Source organism: Fischerella muscicola PCC 7414, assembly GCF_000317205.1.
Classification (GTDB): Bacteria; Cyanobacteriota; Cyanobacteriia; order Cyanobacteriales; family Nostocaceae; genus Fischerella; species Fischerella muscicola.
In genome coordinates, this window is sequence record NZ_AJLK01000182.1 from 23,228 (window position 1) to 39,539 (window position 16,312).

A 16,312-nucleotide genomic window follows, 5' to 3' on the forward strand; every position below is an offset into this window, starting at 1 on the left:
AACTGGGGATAATCCCCCCTTTTTTTAGCTACTCCCACGCTAGGTATATCCCTCAAATATAGTCTTGTGCTGAGTCTCGGGCGATCGCAAATCATCAACTGCCCTTGACTCACCCAACCATTGTAATTATGAATAGACAAAATTGAAGTCGCCTATTAACTCAAAGCTTGTTGTAGCTGGAGTTGTAGAGGTTGGTCTATTTGCACGACTATACCGGGATAGTCTCGATTCACTACTACTTGTTCTGTTGCTGTTTGCAGATTTTGCCATAATAACCAACGACTACCACTCGGAAGCGAACAGAGGGTTAAGGGGTTTTGGGTGAGCCAAAGCAACGGTTCACTTGTAGGAGGAAGATTTGTGGCATCTTCACCAGGATTAGTTGCTGCTAGGGTTTCCATGACGACGCGATCGCCTCTGACTAAACCTGTAAATGCTGTCCACAGTTGTACTTGTATTTGCTGTTGTTGTGCGTAAAAATACAGTGAAGCTGCGGCAATTACTGCTTGCTCAAAACTTGATTCTTGCCATCTAGCACTGCTATCAAGGGCAATAATTGTCTGTTGCCCCGCAGTAACAATTTCTAACTCTCGTACCCGTAACTCTCCGTAACGAGCGCTGGTACGCCAGTGAATGAGACGCATGGAATCACCTATGCGGTAAGGACGTAGCGATCGCACCAGTCCTTCATTGGCTGTTTGCAAAGGTACACCACGAGGATCGCCCTTACGACTGTCTTCTTGCCCAATTCTATCTATCAAAGGACAACTGGCAAGGGTTAACACTGGGGGATAGACTATCGCCCTCGCTGTACATTCACGCTGGCGACGACACCAAAACAGCCCTAAAGGCGCACCGCTAGCTAGTTCAACAGTCTCCCAGCGATAGATACCCCGGCGTTGGGTAGGGTAATAGTACACCCAACGGTAAGTCTTCTGAGGCAAAATAGTTTCTATGGCTTGCTGTTGTGGTTTTCCCAAGATGAAGGGTAGCACATCTGCAACTTGCAGCAAGTTCACTGGCTTCTTTGTAGGATTAACAATATCCAATTCAACCTTGAAATCGTTTCCAGCTGTGACTGGTGAAATTGGGTGACGCTTAACTACTAAATTAAAGAGCGATCGCGGTGGTAACACAGCTGCTATACCAAGTAAGGCAAAACTAACACCACTAATCGCATAAAGCCAGCCAGCCATTGTATTAATAGCAGCCCCAAAAAAGCAAATAGCAATTCCTGCCAATACCCAACCACTGTATGCAGGAGTAGAAGCACGGATCTCTAACCAATTGGTAATGCGTTTGATAATTTTCATAATTTGTTGTTTGTTGTTTGTTGGTTGTTGTTTGGAACCATTACCTACCAACAATCAACCATCAACAAACAACTTAACCTATCAATGCCTAAAATTCACAATACCTACGCGTTTTCCTCCGCGTTAAAAAATATATGATTTCGACTTCCCTAATACTGTGAATTAAGAAATTTTGCGAGGGAAAACAGAAGATAAATCTAGCAATGGAGATGACGCTATAGGTAGTTCAACTGATTGATTCGCTAAAAATATACGCCTGAAACGGTAGCCAAAATTATTTTGAGAATATTTATAAGGTTCGCTGTAAGCTTCTAATTGGTTAGTAACTAGATTAAATATCCAGTAGTGAGAAATTTCAGCCTCAGCATACAAAGGCATTTTAACATCGCGATCGTAATCTAAAGACGAATCTGCAATCTCAATGACAAGAAAAATATCTGCGGGTGTGGGGTGTGCAAATAAGTAATTATCGGGAGTGGAACGAACTATGGCAAAATCGGGTTCGGGTTCACTGCTTGATGGTAAAGTTATAGGGTCTTGACATCGTAACTCAGCTTTACCAGCAACTAATTGTGCTAGTTCTCGAATTAAATTAGTGCAACAGGTTGTGTGTGCTGTTCCTTTGGCTACCATCTGTACTAGTTCACCGCGAATGAGTTCAACACGTTCGTCTTCGTGGAAAAAACCTAGTTCAATTAAACGATGGTATTCGTCCAGTGTAAAGCGCCGCGTTGTTGTCTGACTCAGCATTTGAGTTACATTCGGAGTTTGTACGTCTTTTCTATTTTTACAAATTTACTACTTTGGGGTGTTGGTGCGATCGCCCCAAACAATTCTTTTAGTCTCGTAACCAACTGAACAGATTTTCCACAGTTAAACAAAAATCTTTGGCAAATTCTGGTACTGGTAATTGTACCTCTGGTTGATCATAAAAAGTTGTTGGTTGAGCCGGCAGATATACGAACACCAGTTCTTCTGCTGGATCTATTAACCATCCCATTTGAGTTCCGTACTTCAAACAGTGCAAAATATTTTTTGTGACTTTCGTTTGACTTTGATCAGGTGAAAGAATTTCAATTGTCCAATCTGGAGCGAGTGAGAAAGTATTAGCAACTGCACCATTTTCTTTACGAGGAATCCTGCTCCAAGTAAACACACAAATATCAGGTACAATTGAGCGTCCACCAAATGTACAACGCAGTTCTGAAAAAGCTCTTGCAATCTGTTTTGGTTTCAATATAGAGTTAATCGCAGGCGCTAATTCCGTCTGAATTGCACTATGTTCTCCTTGAGGCATTGGTTTTTGGATTACACGCCCATCAATATACTCGCTAGCAGGTTCTGTTTCTGGCAGTTTAAGAAATTCTTCTAGTGTGAGGACTTGATTAGGTGTTTGCACCATTGTTATTTTCCTCAATATCTTCAGTCGCACAGCTTGTATTTGTCATTGTACAAATTCTGATCAGACAAAAAAATAGAGACGTGCTATTAGCACGCCTCCACAGATAATTTATTGTTAATTAACGTTTTGCCAACTTCTTCGCCATCTTCCGCAGACGAATTGATTTGGGTGTAACTTCCACCAATTCATCTGGCCCGATGTATTCCAACGCACGTTCCAGACTCATTTCCACTGGTGCTTGCAACTGTACTAACTCATCACCACTAGCAGCGCGGTGGTTGGTAAGCTGCTTAGTTTTGCAGACGTTTAATTCTAAGTCTTGGGGACGGTTGTGTTCACCGACAATCATACCCTTGTAGACTTTTGTGCCGGGAGTGATAAAGAATACACCTCTATCTTCAGCGTTCTTCATTGCATAGAAGGTGGAAACACCCTCTTCAAAAGCAATCAGCACACCTTTGTTGCGGGCTTCAATATCACCACTGAGCGGACGGTAATCTAGGAAACTGTGGTTCATAATCCCTTCGCCCCGTGTCATCCGCATGAATTCACCCCGGAATCCAATTAAACCACGGGCGGGAATGACAAATTCTAGTTGGGTGCGTCCGTTACCACCAACTTGCATATCTTGCATTTCACCGCGACGTTGTCCGAGGCGTTCAATACAGCTACCGACACTATCTTCGGGAACGTCCAGTACTAGAAGTTCGTAAGGTTCGCAGGGTTGACCGTTAACTTCCCGGTAAATTACCTGTGGCTGAGATACTTGGAACTCGTAGCCTTCACGGCGCATAGTTTCAATTAAGATACCCAAGTGTAATTCACCACGACCGGAAACCAGGAATTTATCGGGAGAGTCAGTTTCTTCGACGCGGAGGGCGACGTTAGTTTCCAATTCCCGGAAAAGGCGATCGCGCACTTGTCGAGATGTTACCAGTTTTCCTTCTTGACCAGCGAAGGGCGAATCATTTACCCAAAAGGTCATTTGTAACGTCGGTTCATCAACTTTAATTAGTGGTAAAGCTTGGGGTTCATTAGGATCAGTGATTGTTTCACCGATATTAGCATCAGCAAAACCAGCCACTGCCACAATATAACCAGCAGAGGCTTCTTCCATTTCTACCCGCTTCAAGCCTTCAAAGCCCATCAATTTTGTGACTTTAGCTTTGACAATATTACCGTTTTCTGTAACTAAAGCCGCTTGCTGTCCCATGCGGATTGTGCCATTGTGGATTCTACCAATGACAATCCGTCCCAGATATTCAGAATAATCGAGGGTAGTGACTTGCAGTTGCAGTGGCTTGTTGACATCACCGACTGGTGGTGGAACATGGCGCAGAATTGCATCAAATAGGGGTTGCATGTCCTTGGGTTCGTCATCCAAGTCATTTTTGGCATAGCCACTTAAACCAGAGGCGAACAGATAGGGAAAATCACATTGATCTTCATCTGCACCTAGTTCTAGGAACAAGTCTAATACCTTATCAATTGCACCGTAGGGATCAGCTTGCGGGCGATCGATTTTATTGACTACAACAATCGGGCGGAGTCCCTTTTCTAATGCCTTCTTCAACACAAAGCGAGTTTGAGGCATGGGGCCTTCATTGGCATCCACAATCAGGATACAACCATCAACCATGCCAAGTACCCGTTCCACTTCGCCGCCAAAATCAGCGTGTCCGGGAGTGTCAACAATATTGATCAGCGTTTCTTTGTACTTAACAGCAGTATTCTTAGAAAGAATAGTAATGCCTCGTTCCCTTTCCAGGGCGTTGGAGTCCATGACGCAATCCGGAACGTCTTCCCCTTCACGGAAAATGCCGGATTGTTTGAGGAGAGCATCAACGAGGGTTGTTTTGCCGTGATCTACGTGGGCGATAATAGCGACGTTACGGATTGGGAGCGTCATAATAAGCGCGTTCCAGTACTTTAAAAGGGGTTACAGTTTATATATAGTGGTGGACTGCTTTAACAGAATTTGAGGGAATGTACAGATTCTGTAAATAAGCCTTAACAATTCTACAATTCTATCGTAATCTAAATTATTCCAAGGCAACGAAAAAGCTTTAGGCTCGTACGCCTGGTAGCAGGAAGATGAAAATTTCTTGGTGTCTTAGTGTCTTGGTGTTGAAAAAATTATTTTTTCACCACATATCTGACTATCGTTTCAGGGTCAACCCAGTCAAGGACTTCCTCGACGTCGGGTTTCGGGTTGTCTGTTTCGTTGCGCCGAGGGCTTAGTAGCCCTTGATACTTTTGCCCTTTTGCTCTCTGCTCTTTTTTCTTTTCCCTTTGCCTTTTTTGCGATCGCAGCGATCTCTCTAGGAATAGAGAAAATGTCAGCCAAGAAAATGCCAACTAGTGATAGTTATTTTGATGACTTAATCTCACGTCTTAAAGATCCAAGTTATGCTGCTCTCTATATAGAAACTCATATGGAGTTAGAAGAAGATGAAGCACTCGACCCGAGATTAATTAAATTGGCACTAAGTAATGTAGCAGAGGCACTCGGTGAACAAAATGGCATGACACCAGAACAAGTAAAACAATATCAAGAAAAACTAGATGAATTGCTCTCACAGCCAGGAAGTGAAGCGATCTATCATCTGGGGGAATGGCTCAATAATTTAGGATTAAAACTCACTGTGACTGTTGCTGAAAATACAGATGATTGCGTTAATCATAATGCTAACGACTCGAAATTAACTGTTTAGTAATTTTATAAATTGTGTAAAAGATAAACTAGCGATGCTTCTTTTTAACTTAATATTAATTAGCCCAATTTAATCAAACGTAAATTGTAGGGTGCGTTAGGCAACAGCCGTAACGCACCTTTATTTATCTGGTATATTTTATGATATGGCAATACTATCTAAATTTATGAGAATCGCAAAACCAAGATCCCCGACTTTGCAAGATTGATCGGGGATCTTGTCTCTCACAAGTGATCTAGAAATGCTATAGTCTGTGAAAACTCATTCCAAAAAAATATGTCTAATAAAGAACCGTGGCTAGCGGTAAATCTATCTAGTTTATTTCCAGGTATTGGACAAATATATTCTGGCAAAAAATTAAAAGGTTATTTTCTAATATTCTTTTACATCGCTCTCTACATCATAGGACTTTGGCAAATACTCAGCCCTCCAGGCAATGTATTTATCTGTTTAGGCTATACCTGCTAATTCTTATTTGGTAATGGGTGATAATCGTAATAGTAGTTATGATAGTCGTTGCTGGGGCGTTGTCCCCCGTGAGAATATCATTGGTAAAGTCTATAAAAGAGTTTTCCCCCTAGATCGCATTGGTACAATTGAATAATGTTATCAGAACGCTTTACCCAAGCCCTTATCTACGCTACCCAACTCCACGCAAACCAGGTTCGCAAAGGTTCAGGTGTTCCCTACGTTGCTCATCTGTTGGGTGTTGCTAGTATTGCCCTAGAATATGGGGCAAATGAGGATGAAGCGATCGCTGCACTTTTACATGATGCAGTCGAGGATCAAGGTGGTGCTGCTACGCGGGAAGAAATTCGTCGTCGCTTTGGCGATAATGTAACTGCAATTGTCGATGGTTGTACGGATGCCGATACTACACCTAAACCGCCGTGGCGAGAACGTAAAGAAGCATACATTGCTCATATTCCTAGTGCTTCTTCTTCTGTGTTACTTGTGAGTGCGGCTGATAAACTGCACAATGCCCAGTCAATTCTCAAGGATTATCGGATTTTGGGCGAATCGCTTTGGCAACGTTTTCAAGGTGGTAAAGCAGGTACGCTTTGGTATTATCGGGCATTGGTAAATGCTTTTTACCAAACTGGTTCTAGTCCAATTTTTGCAGAATTAGAACGGGTAGTTTCGGAGTTGGAGAGGGTGGTAGCAAAAGATGATAGGTAATTTACGTTTGCTGTGAATTATCGCAATGACCGCAGTCGTTTGAAAAATCAACCACCGATGTACACAGATAAACACAGATGACGCAGATAGTTTTTCTGTTAGTGGCAACAGTGATAATTGATAAGACGCAATTTGTGAGGGGAAAAAATGCTGTTTCGTCTGTGGCGATCGCGTTCTGTTCTTTTGACTGTGATTGGTTGTTTTGTCTTACTGCTGACGATTAGTTTTGGTGTTCGTGTTCTTGCTCAAAATAATTACACCTTGCCTGAACGTCCAAATACAGTTACGGCTCAAGCACCAAATTTAGGAAGACACTTTCAGGAATTAGGACTAGAAGGCTCAATCTTAATTTACGACTTGAACAAAAACCGCACTTATGAACACAATCCTCAGCGTAACGCCACAGCAATGCTTCCTGGTTCGACGTTCAAAATTTTCAATGCAATGGTGGCGTTAGAAACGGGTGTCATACCAGATGATGTAGCTGTTTTTACTTGGGATGGAATTCAACGCCCAATTGAGGAATGGAATCACGATACGAATTTACGTCAAGCCTTCAAAGATTCTACTGTCTGGTTTTATCAAGTGTTGGCACGTCGAGCCGGACATAAACGAATGCAAGAATTTATTGATCAAGTAGGCTACGGTAATCGTCAGATTGGTAATACTGAAGATATTGATCGCTTCTGGTTGCAGGGTCCATTAGAAATTACACCGAAAGCCCAGATTCAATTTTTACAAAGATTATATCGAAACAATCTGCCCTTCTCGCAACGGACAATGGATCTAGTTAAAGACATTATGGTGCGCGAACAGACTCCAGAATATACATTGCGGGGTAAAACAGGATGGCTTGACAGTACTAAACCAGAATTGGGCTGGTTTGTGGGTTATCTAGAACAGAACAAAAATGTCTATTTTTTCGCAACGACAATAGACATGCGTAAACCTTCAGATGCACCTCTGCGGATTGAGATCACACGACGCAGCCTCAAAGATTTAGGCTTACTGTAGTCTAGCGATCGCTCTCAGCATTGGTAAAAAAGATAACACCCTGAAAATATATAAATTCAGCTAGCGCAGGCAAAAAAAGCCTGCGGCATTCTGCAAAATCGTAACGGTGATGACAGTATTTTTGGTATTAGCGGAACATACTACTTACTGAACTATCTTCATGAATCCGCCAAATCGTTTCTCCTAAAAGATTCGCCACTGAAAGCACCTGTAATTGGGGGAAGCGATCGCCTTCGGGAATGGGAATTGTGTTGGTGACAATCACCTCTTCAAACAAACCGCTTGACAACCGCTCAATCGCAGGAGGGGAGAACACCGCATGGGTAGCACAGGCGTATACTTGACGCGCTCCTTCTTCACGGAGTAGCTTGGCTCCTTCTGTGATTGTGCCGCCAGTATCAATCATGTCATCTACCAGCACTGCTGTTTTACCCTTCACATCACCGATGACATTCAACACTTCAGCGACGTTGTGAGCTTGACGACGTTTATCAATAATGGCTAAGGGAGCATCATTCAGCTTTTTTGCAAATGCTCTTGCTCTTGCCACACCGCCAACATCCGGGGAAACTACCACAATGTCAGACAGTTCTTTACTAACCAGATAATCCAGGATTACTGGTGAACCATAAACATGATCTAAGGGGATATCAAAATATCCCTGGATTTGGGCTGAATGTAAATCCATTGCCAGAATGCGATTAGCACCTGCTTGGGTGATCAGGTTTGCAACTAGCTTGGCAGTAATTGATTCTCTCCCTGCCGTTTTTCTGTCAGCACGGGCATAGCCATAATAAGGAATTACTGCTGTGACTTGTCGGGCTGAGGCTCGACGACAGGCATCGATCATTATGAGTAATTCCATCAAATGATCGTTTACAGGTTGACAGCAGGGTTGAATTAAATAAACATCACAGCCCCGAATCGATTCCTGAATTTGAATGTAAAGCTCTCCATCCGCAAATCGCTTGCGAATCATTGGCCCCAAGTCCATGCCCAAATAGCGAGCTACTTCTTGAGATAAGGGTACATTAGCAGAACCAGAGAACAGCCGCAGGCGATGGTTTTCAGCTATTCCTGTTGTAGTTGATGGCAGTTTGAAAGTTGCGGTACTTAGCACAGCAGATCCTCGATGTGCATTCATGGCAATATTATCATCAGATATTTAGATTGTTTAAGAGCAATAGTCCGAAAAAACATCTGTGAGTTTTGTTGAAGCTTTTATAAAAACTTGATACATACCTCCATGAAACTACAAGGTTCTAATTTTTTTGTTTTTGTGGTAAACACACTCTTACTAGCTCACACCTGTAGTCGGGATTTTTAGTTTGCTCTAAAAAAACCCAAGTCTAAATAGATTTGTTTGATGAACTACTTAACTTTTATGCACCCTATTCACAGAGATAGGAGAAGACTATTCTAGTTTACTTAGTAATCGTTAAGAACACCTATAAATGAATCAATTATGGACGGCTGAATCTTCTATGATACTAGCTGCAAATTAATACATTAGCAGACTTGTTAGATGGTTTTCCATCACCAAGGAAAAAGAAATGAGCAACAAGCTCAAAAAGCAACGGGAACTAAAATAGTAATTTTTTTATCTTTTTTACTATTTTGTACTGGAAAATGAGTGTGAAAATAGACTATGAGCAAGTTTGTTAGGAATTTACTTTAATATACGTACAAATACAGCAGTTGACAAACTGCAACTGTTGGGTATGATTTTTTGCGGGTGAGTTCCTCCGAGTAGTGCCGTTACACTCTATTAACTAAAAGATGCAACCACCAATTTCAGCTGGTACTGTTCTGCAAAACCGTTATAAGATTATTCAAATTCTTGGTCAGGGAGGATTTGGTAGAACCTATCTGGCAGAAGACCAAAGGCGCTTTAACGAATTTTGTGCCATCAAAGAATTAATTCCTAACACAATAGACCCTGTTGCTTGGCAGAAAGCACAAGAGCTTTTCCTACGAGAAGCAACGATTTTGTATCAAATCCAACACCCACAAGTACCGCAATTCCGGGAAAGATTTGAACAAGACCAGCGATTGTTTTTAGTGCAAGACTATGTAGCCGGGAAAACCTACCGTACTTTGCTCGATGAGCGTAAGACTGTTGGTGGTGCGTTCACAGAACAAGAAGTATTGCAGTTGATGCGCTCTTTGTTACCTGTTTTAGAACATCTTCACAGTCGAGGCATTATTCATCGCGATATCTCACCAGACAATATTATTTTACGTGATCTTGATAATAAGCCAGTTTTAATTGACTTTGGGGTAGTAAAAGAACTAGCAACACGATTGCAGGCTGGTAATCCGACAGCACCAGCAACCTATGTTGGAAAATTGGGTTATTCCCCCAGTGAGCAAATGCAAACAGGACAAGCTTATCCCAGTAGTGACTTATATGCACTGGCAGTTACCGCAATCGTATTACTAACTGGCAGAGAACCTCAAGAATTATTTGATGAAAATCTCCTGAGTTGGAATTGGCAACGTTGGGTAACACTAAGTCCACACTTTGCGCAAATTTTAAATCGGATGTTGAGCTTTAGACCAGGCGATCGCTTCCAAAGCGCAACAGAAGTAGCCCAAGCATTAGCATCTGGTGGACAACAAACACCCTTAGTTCCAGCTTCTATGCCAGTTGCACCCAATCCTGGGTTATCCAACGTACAAACAGTCCCGGTTGGTCGTCGTCCTGAACCAGCATCACCATCTGCACCTGGTACACCAGGTCACACAATTCCAGAACCTGCTACCAGGTCATTTTTGGATAACCCGTTGGCAATTGGATTAATTACTGTTGGGGTAGTGAGTATAGCAGGAATTGGCTCTTGGGCACTAGTGCGTACTCTTCGTGGTACACCATCACCACAACCAACTGAAGTCCCAACCCAAACTTTCCCTTCTCCAGTGGTTCCTGACGGTTCTACAACTTCACCCACACCGACAGTTACACCTACCACCAACGAGCCGACAATTATAAGTAGACCCCTGAGTTTAGATACATCTGGCACAACCCAAGTTGAGGGTACAATCCCAAGCAATCAAACCATCCGCTACACTTTCCGGGGTAAGGAAGGGCAAACCTTAACTGCGGTACTGGCGCAAGAAAGGGGTGTTGTATTAACAGTTTTAGACCCAAATGAAGAACCAGTTGAAGCTTCTGCTCAGAATACCACTTTTTACCAAGGCACTTTACCTGTTAGTGGAAAATATGCGATCGACTTAACTCTATCTCCAGGAAGTTCCGAAAGCGACTATAACCTCAATATAGAATTAGAAAACCCACCTCAGCCCACACCTACCGAAACCCCCACCGAAATTCCAACAGAGATACCTACAGAAACACCTACTGAAACCCCAACAGAAATACCTACAGAAACCCCAACAGAAACACCCATCGACACCCCAACAGCAACACCCACCGATACTCCATTTATACCTATTCCTGACCAAAATCAAAATAATCAGCCTAGTGATGACACATCTAACCCAGATGTCAATCCCACAGACATTTTGCCAAGAAGATGAGTAGTTGGTGGTTGGTTGTTGTTGGTTAAAGCAGTATTATTGGCGTTAGTGAAAAATATATAAATTCAGCTAAATCAGCAGGAGCCTCGCGCAAGGAGCGAAGCCGAGCGTCGAGAGGAATGCGCGGCTGAGGTAGCGAATGCGAAGTCAGCCAAATAATTTATCGGCATACGGTTGTACTCCAAATTCTGATGAGATACAATAGGGCTATGAATCAAGTTCTGACTATCTCCTGCAAGCTCAAGGTGTCTGATTTGCAAGCCGCAAAACTGGATGCGACGTTGGATGCTTTTGTGCAGGCATTGAACTGGGTCAACCAGAACACGCCAAAGAAGATAGTTAATGCGGTAAAGCTGCAATCCCTCTGCTATTACGAGGTTCGCGCTCGGTTTGGCTTGTCGAGTAATTTGGCTCAACAGGTATGCAGGCGAGTAGCAGGTTCTCGCAAAGTCGCTAAACAAAAGAATCGTCCAGTGAAAGCGTTCAAGGCTGGCTTTGTCACCTATGACGCTCGAATCTTTTGTTTTCGAGAGAAGGACTGGACAGTTTCGCTCACCACTGTTGACGGTCGTGAGCGGTTTGAATTGGCAATTGGCAACTACCAGCGAGGGATGCTCAAGGATTCCAACCCCAAATCTGCAACCTTGGTCAAGCGGCAGGATGGTTCTTATTACATCCAGATTTGTCTGGAGTCGGAACCACCACAGCCGCAAGATGGAGATGAGGTTTTGGGTGTGGATTTGGGACGTACAGACATTGCACACACATCTGTTGGGCAACACTGGGATGGACGGGATATAACCAAAGTTCGTGACCACTTTGCCAACTTGAGAGCTAAGGTCCAACACAAAGCCAGTAAGGGCACACGCAGTTCTCGCAGACGATGCAGACAATTGTTGCAACGGTTGTCTGGTCGTGAGCGTCGCTTCCAAAGTTGGATCAATCACAATGTTTCTAGACGCATCATTGAAACAGCAAAAAGCATCGGAGCCAGTATTGCACTGGAAGATTTGACGGGAATCCGAGAGCGCACCAACCAACAGCCTCGCAACAAAACAGAACAAAGACGCAGCAATAGTTGGGCTTTTCACCAACTGCGACAGTTTATCGGCTACAAGGCTTTGAGTGCAGGGGTGAAAGTTGTTGCCATCAATCCTCGCTATACGTCGCAAACCTGCCATCAATGCCTGCACATTCATCCTGACCCCGATAAGTCCTATCGAAGTGGTAAGGGGTTCAAGTGCGGTCATTGCGGTTGGCATGGTGACGCTGATTTCAATGGTGCGAAAAACATTCAATCAATCGGGCTGCTTGTAAACCAGCCTGGAGGTTCCTGGTTGTCTTGTGAGATAACTGGAGGGCTACTGAAAGCCCGCGCTGTACCTGCTAGGGTCAGCGTCGGGTAGTTTACTTAACTGTGTACCACTACCAACAATCAACTAGCAACAACCAACTAACTACAATTGAACGCACTACTAATTACAGGAACAGACACAGAAGCAGGCAAAACTGTTTTAACCACAGCATTAGCAGCCTATTGGCAAAAATATTGTTCTGCCCGTAGCTTGGGTATTATGAAACCCATCCAATCAGGAGTGGGCGATCGCGAATGGTATCAACAGCTATTTAGCTTGGAACAATCTGCTGAGGAAATCACACCTTTGTATTTTCAAGCACCCCTAGCCCCCCCAATTGCTGCTGCTAGAGAAAATCGCCACGTAGATTTAGCAGTAGTCTGGCAAGCTTACACAGCCTTGTGTCAACGTCGAGATTTTGTTTTAGTAGAAGCTTTGGGTGGATTAGGCTCACCTGTAACTGAGGAATTAACGGTAGCAGATTTAGCAGGTGAATGGCGTATACCTACGGTGTTAGTCGTACCAGTGAGATTAGGTGCGATCGCTCAAGCTGTAGCAAATGTGGCATTAGCAAGACAAACACGAGTCCAGCTGGTAGGAATTGTTCTAAATTGCATCCAACCCCGCACAGATGAAGAAATCGCCAACTGGACACCAGCAGATTTAATTCAGTCTTTGACAAATACCCCTGTTTTAGGCTGTTTGCCCTATTTGGAAGATCCAGCCGAGTTAGACAAACTAGCACAAGTAGCGTCAGACTTAGATTTAGAGCGTTTGTTAGTCATGAGTCATCAGTCATTAGCAAAGAACAAATGACGAATGACAAATGACAATTTCACAATATAAATAACCGACAGTAATTTAAAGAAAATGGTTTCGACCTTTCCCAACTCTACCAATGTTGACTTATCTCGCGTTCGCCTGTCGATTCGTTCATTGGAACCCCAATTAGTGGAGTGGCGACGCAGGTTACATCAAAAACCAGAACTCGGTTTTCAAGAAAAACTCACTGCTGAATTTGTCTGTGGGAAATTACAAGAATGGGGAATTGAGCATCAAACTGGGATTGCTGAGACTGGTATCGTTGCGATTATCCGCGGTGAAAAACAACCAGAAGCATCCAATCCAAAATCTAAAATCCAAAATCCAAAATCGAAAGTTTTGGCGATCCGGGCGGATATGGACGCTTTACCCATACTCGAACAAAACGAAGTACCCTACCATTCCCAACATGATGGGATCATGCACGCTTGTGGACACGATGGACATACTGCGATCGCTCTTGGTACAGCTTATTATCTCCAGCAGCATCGTCAAGATTTTGCCGGGACTGTGAAAATGATCTTCCAGCCAGCCGAAGAAGGGCCAGGAGGCGCAAAACCAATGATTGATGCTGGGGTGTTGAAAAACCCTGATGTGGATGCCATTATCGGTTTGCACCTGTGGAATAATTTGCCTTTAGGGACAGTAGGTGTGCGTGCGGGTGCATTAATGGCAGCTGTAGAAACCTTTGACTGCACCATTTTTGGCAAAGGCGGACACGGTGCAATGCCTCATCAAACTGTAGATTCAGTAGTAGTTGCAGCCCAAATCGTCAACGCCCTACAAACAATAGTAGCTCGTAACGTCAATCCGATTGATTCAGCAGTGGTGACAGTCGGCGAACTCCATGCAGGGACAAAGTGCAATGTGATTGCAGATACAGCAAGGATGAGTGGTACTGTCAGGTACTTTAATCCAGAATTGCGGGGTTTTTTCTCCCAAAGGATCGAGCAAATTATTGCTGGAGTTTGCCAAAGTTATGGTGCTAATTATGACTTTCAGTACTCGGAACTATACCCAGCTACAATTAATGATGCAGGGATGGCGGAACTAGTGCGATCGGTTGCCGAAGAAGTGGTAGAAACGCCCGTGGGTATTGTACCGGAATGTCAAACAATGGGCGGTGAGGATATGTCCTACTTTTTGCAAGAAGTACCTGGTTGTTATTTCTTCTTGGGTTCTGCTAATCCAGAGAAGAATTTAGCTTATCCTCATCATCATCCCCGTTTTGATTTTGATGAAACAGCGTTGGCGATGGGTGTGGAGATGTTTGTTCGGTGTGTGGATAGGTTTTTGAATCAATAAATGTCTCAGAAAAAAGCCCCGGCGATTGGAAATCGCGACTACACATACGAAACCCGCCTACGCGGGTTTCAATATGGTATCATTCCTCTCTTCAGACCAGCCTGTAGGTGCAGTCCTCCCGTAGGCTAGGGCTTTCTGCCGCCCAGCCTCGACTGTGCAAGAAAGGTAGGCAACATTGGCTACTAAAACCATCATAAATAAAGCACTTTGAGAAATCAGAACAACTCCGTGCTTAATTTTTGCTTACTTAGACTGCATTTGATCTAATTTAAAAATCTCTCATGCTTTAAGAGAGATAGTTTCAGCGCAAGCGAGTTTTAATCCCTATTGACCCCTGATGAATAGTACGTACAATTATACGTAGATAAATATTGATTTTATGAAATCGGCGTTGACTAAAACGCGTAACCTATGTCTATCGGCACTTTCGGTAATATCTACTCAGATGAGCTAATTACTGCCACTGAGTTAAATCGTCAGCCTGGGCGAGTTCTGGACAAAGCTTTGGAACGTCCAGTGACAATTACTCGTAATGATCAGTCTTTTGCGTTGTTGCGCCGGGAGGAAGTAACTTCTCTGGTGAAGGCAGCTACTCAAAGTAAAGCTGTTTTTGAAGTATTAACTGTCGCTTTTTCTCTATTACTAGGGAAAGAAATCGGCTTTGAGCATCCTTATGGATGGTTGAGCGTGTTTGAAGAAGATGATCTGCAAGAGTTTATCAAGGAGCTAACTGAGGCTTTTCGTTTGATAGATTCTTCAACCACAGCATGGGAGATGATTGACGCGATCATCCATGAATGGCATGAAAGTGCTATTGCGATCGCTAGTCCTGAACTGGCAACAGCTTTTAGTGCCGAAACTGATGAAGTACCATTAACCAAACCACCTGCCGGGAGTGCTGTGTGAGAGAGTATGTCAGATAATCCCCCAGAAAATCCAATAGTAGAGAATGTGGAGCCGCCAGAAGTTAAACTGACGGCTCCTGCATTATTTGAGATAGAAAGCAGTTGGTTGGTAGTAGCCAAAAATCGTCGGGTAAATCGGGATTGGGAAGCTTTAACTAAAACCGCGAAATTCCCCATCCCTCTATACTTATCTAACCCACAACGTACACAACGTTTATCATATAAGCATTTGACGTTGTGAATATTTTCTACAACGTTGATAGTGGGTACTTGACCAACATCTCTGGGAAAGGTATCCACTGTTCGTCTACTGTGTAAACAATGATACCATTTTTGGTGTTTTGGCTGGCAAGAACTAACTTTTTCTTGTAGGCTAACGTGTACCATTCCTTAAAAATATCTAGTTCAGATTGTTGTTTAATTTCTTCATTCTTGATCCAACCTTCTTCTATAGCTTTTTTTAGCCATGCCCCTGGCTTTTCAATGTTGCTACCAGCCATTGCTTCTTTGAATGCCTCTATTGCATTTAAAACAGTTTCTTCTGAAGATGATTTAATTGCTTTTGTTAATGTAGCATTCATTTGATTTAGGTACTGAAACAGCCCTAACTCTTTACAATGGAGAAGAATTTACCGAGTTAGAAAACCCAAGATTTACCCAAAAAGCAGAAGTACAAATCAAGCAAAAATCTAAAGCTTTGCGTCGCAAACGTGCGCCAAATAAAACCAAAAGAATCAAGGGTTCTAGACGTTGGAAAAAAACT

15 protein-coding genes and 1 pseudogene are annotated in these 16,312 nt (G+C 43.2%); 10 read left to right on the forward strand and 6 right to left on the reverse strand.

Going from position 1 to position 16,312, the window contains the following annotated elements:
- Nucleotides 1-155: 155 nt before the first annotated feature.
- The 4 genes from UYI_RS0128670 to typA all read right to left on the reverse strand — a co-directional run bounded on the left by UYI_RS0128670 (nt 156) and on the right by typA (nt 4,624).
- Nucleotides 156-1,313 carry a DUF58 domain-containing protein gene (locus UYI_RS0128670; RefSeq protein ID WP_026086237.1) on the reverse strand — a complete coding sequence of 386 codons (1,158 nt, stop codon included), beginning with the start codon at nt 1,311-1,313 and terminating at the stop codon, nt 156-158.
- 162 nt (nt 1,314-1,475) lie between these two features.
- Nucleotides 1,476-2,063: a Uma2 family endonuclease gene (locus UYI_RS0128675; protein WP_016870132.1), complete on the reverse strand. Its 588-nt coding sequence runs from the start codon at nt 2,061-2,063 to the stop codon at nt 1,476-1,478.
- Between the two features lie 88 nt (nt 2,064-2,151).
- Nucleotides 2,152-2,715 carry a Uma2 family endonuclease gene (locus UYI_RS0128680; protein ID WP_016870133.1) on the reverse strand — a complete coding sequence of 188 codons (564 nt, stop codon included), beginning with the start codon at nt 2,713-2,715 and terminating at the stop codon, nt 2,152-2,154.
- Nucleotides 2,716-2,833: 118 nt separating this feature from the next.
- Nucleotides 2,834-4,624, reverse strand: coding sequence for a translational GTPase TypA (gene typA / locus UYI_RS0128685; protein ID WP_016870134.1), 1,791 nt, complete (start codon nt 4,622-4,624; stop codon nt 2,834-2,836).
- A 355-nt stretch (nt 4,625-4,979) separates the two neighbouring features.
- Between typA and UYI_RS0128695 the strand changes: the two genes are divergently transcribed.
- The 4 genes and pseudogenes from UYI_RS0128695 (at nt 4,980) to blaOXA (ending at nt 7,622) form a co-directional block, all read left to right on the forward strand.
- Nucleotides 4,980-5,429: a helix-turn-helix domain-containing transcriptional regulator gene (locus tag UYI_RS0128695; protein WP_235148039.1), complete on the forward strand. Its 450-nt coding sequence runs from the start codon at nt 4,980-4,982 to the stop codon at nt 5,427-5,429.
- A gap of 457 nt (nt 5,430-5,886) precedes the next feature.
- A pseudogene (gene lepB / locus UYI_RS35385) lies at nt 5,887-6,033 on the forward strand (signal peptidase I); the annotation flags it as partial.
- On the forward strand, nt 6,033-6,608 hold the full coding sequence (locus UYI_RS0128705; protein ID WP_016870138.1) for an HD domain-containing protein: 576 nt from the start codon (nt 6,033-6,035) through the stop codon (nt 6,606-6,608). The pseudogene lepB and the gene UYI_RS0128705, both read left to right, overlap by 1 nt.
- A 147-nt stretch (nt 6,609-6,755) precedes the next feature.
- Complete coding sequence (blaOXA, locus tag UYI_RS0128710) at nt 6,756-7,622, forward strand: class D beta-lactamase (RefSeq protein WP_016870139.1); 867 nt, start codon at nt 6,756-6,758, stop codon at nt 7,620-7,622.
- Nucleotides 7,623-7,749: 127 nt separating this feature from the next.
- Here blaOXA and UYI_RS0128715 read toward each other — a convergent pair whose 3' ends face one another.
- The gene (locus UYI_RS0128715; protein ID WP_009756683.1) at nt 7,750-8,766 is read right to left on the reverse strand and encodes a ribose-phosphate pyrophosphokinase; all 1,017 of its coding nucleotides are present in this window, start codon (nt 8,764-8,766) and stop codon (nt 7,750-7,752) included.
- Nucleotides 8,767-9,401: 635 nt separating this feature from the next.
- Here UYI_RS0128715 and UYI_RS0128725 point away from each other — a divergent pair.
- From UYI_RS0128725 to UYI_RS33670, 6 genes are all read left to right on the forward strand, one after another.
- Nucleotides 9,402-11,162, forward strand: coding sequence for a serine/threonine-protein kinase (locus tag UYI_RS0128725; protein ID WP_016870141.1), 1,761 nt, complete (start codon nt 9,402-9,404; stop codon nt 11,160-11,162).
- 209 nt (nt 11,163-11,371) lie between these two features.
- On the forward strand, nt 11,372-12,568 hold the full coding sequence (locus UYI_RS33665; protein WP_085948363.1) for an RNA-guided endonuclease InsQ/TnpB family protein: 1,197 nt from the start codon (nt 11,372-11,374) through the stop codon (nt 12,566-12,568).
- Nucleotides 12,569-12,625: 57 nt separating this feature from the next.
- Nucleotides 12,626-13,333, forward strand: coding sequence for a dethiobiotin synthase (bioD, locus tag UYI_RS0128735; protein ID WP_016870142.1), 708 nt, complete (start codon nt 12,626-12,628; stop codon nt 13,331-13,333).
- A 54-nt stretch (nt 13,334-13,387) separates the two neighbouring features.
- On the forward strand, nt 13,388-14,644 hold the full coding sequence (locus UYI_RS0128740; protein WP_016870143.1) for a M20 metallopeptidase family protein: 1,257 nt from the start codon (nt 13,388-13,390) through the stop codon (nt 14,642-14,644).
- Nucleotides 14,645-15,055: 411 nt separating this feature from the next.
- Entirely contained in the window at nt 15,056-15,550 is a 495-nt protein-coding gene (locus tag UYI_RS0128745) for a hypothetical protein (protein WP_016870144.1), read from the forward strand.
- 6 nt (nt 15,551-15,556) lie between these two features.
- Entirely contained in the window at nt 15,557-15,790 is a 234-nt protein-coding gene (locus UYI_RS33670) for a hypothetical protein (RefSeq protein WP_016870145.1), read from the forward strand.
- 7 nt (nt 15,791-15,797) lie between these two features.
- Here the strand turns inward: UYI_RS33670 and UYI_RS0128755 are convergent, their stop codons facing one another.
- The gene (locus UYI_RS0128755) at nt 15,798-16,130 is read right to left on the reverse strand and encodes a hypothetical protein (protein ID WP_016870146.1); all 333 of its coding nucleotides are present in this window, start codon (nt 16,128-16,130) and stop codon (nt 15,798-15,800) included.
- Between the last annotated feature and the right edge of the window lie 182 nt (nt 16,131-16,312).

What these genes read in the sequence shown, in the direction of transcription:
- UYI_RS0128670 (WP_026086237.1), bottom strand. Translation starts at nt 1,313, where the DNA reads ATGAAAATTATCAAACGCATTACCAATTGGTTAGAGATCCGTGCTTCT.
- UYI_RS0128675 (WP_016870132.1), bottom strand. Translation starts at nt 2,063, where the DNA reads ATGCTGAGTCAGACAACAACGCGGCGCTTTACACTGGACGAATACCAT.
- UYI_RS0128680 (WP_016870133.1), bottom strand. Translation starts at nt 2,715, where the DNA reads ATGGTGCAAACACCTAATCAAGTCCTCACACTAGAAGAATTTCTTAAA.
- typA (WP_016870134.1), bottom strand. Translation starts at nt 4,624, where the DNA reads ATGACGCTCCCAATCCGTAACGTCGCTATTATCGCCCACGTAGATCAC.
- UYI_RS0128705 (WP_016870138.1), top strand. Translation starts at nt 6,033, where the DNA reads ATGTTATCAGAACGCTTTACCCAAGCCCTTATCTACGCTACCCAACTC.
- blaOXA (WP_016870139.1), top strand. Translation starts at nt 6,756, where the DNA reads ATGCTGTTTCGTCTGTGGCGATCGCGTTCTGTTCTTTTGACTGTGATT.
- UYI_RS0128715 (WP_009756683.1), bottom strand. Translation starts at nt 8,766, where the DNA reads ATGAATGCACATCGAGGATCTGCTGTGCTAAGTACCGCAACTTTCAAA.
- UYI_RS0128725 (WP_016870141.1), top strand. Translation starts at nt 9,402, where the DNA reads ATGCAACCACCAATTTCAGCTGGTACTGTTCTGCAAAACCGTTATAAG.
- UYI_RS33665 (WP_085948363.1), top strand. Translation starts at nt 11,372, where the DNA reads ATGAATCAAGTTCTGACTATCTCCTGCAAGCTCAAGGTGTCTGATTTG.
- UYI_RS0128740 (WP_016870143.1), top strand. Translation starts at nt 13,388, where the DNA reads ATGGTTTCGACCTTTCCCAACTCTACCAATGTTGACTTATCTCGCGTT.
- UYI_RS0128745 (WP_016870144.1), top strand. Translation starts at nt 15,056, where the DNA reads ATGTCTATCGGCACTTTCGGTAATATCTACTCAGATGAGCTAATTACT.
- UYI_RS33670 (WP_016870145.1), top strand. Translation starts at nt 15,557, where the DNA reads ATGTCAGATAATCCCCCAGAAAATCCAATAGTAGAGAATGTGGAGCCG.
- UYI_RS0128755 (WP_016870146.1), bottom strand. Translation starts at nt 16,130, where the DNA reads ATGAATGCTACATTAACAAAAGCAATTAAATCATCTTCAGAAGAAACT.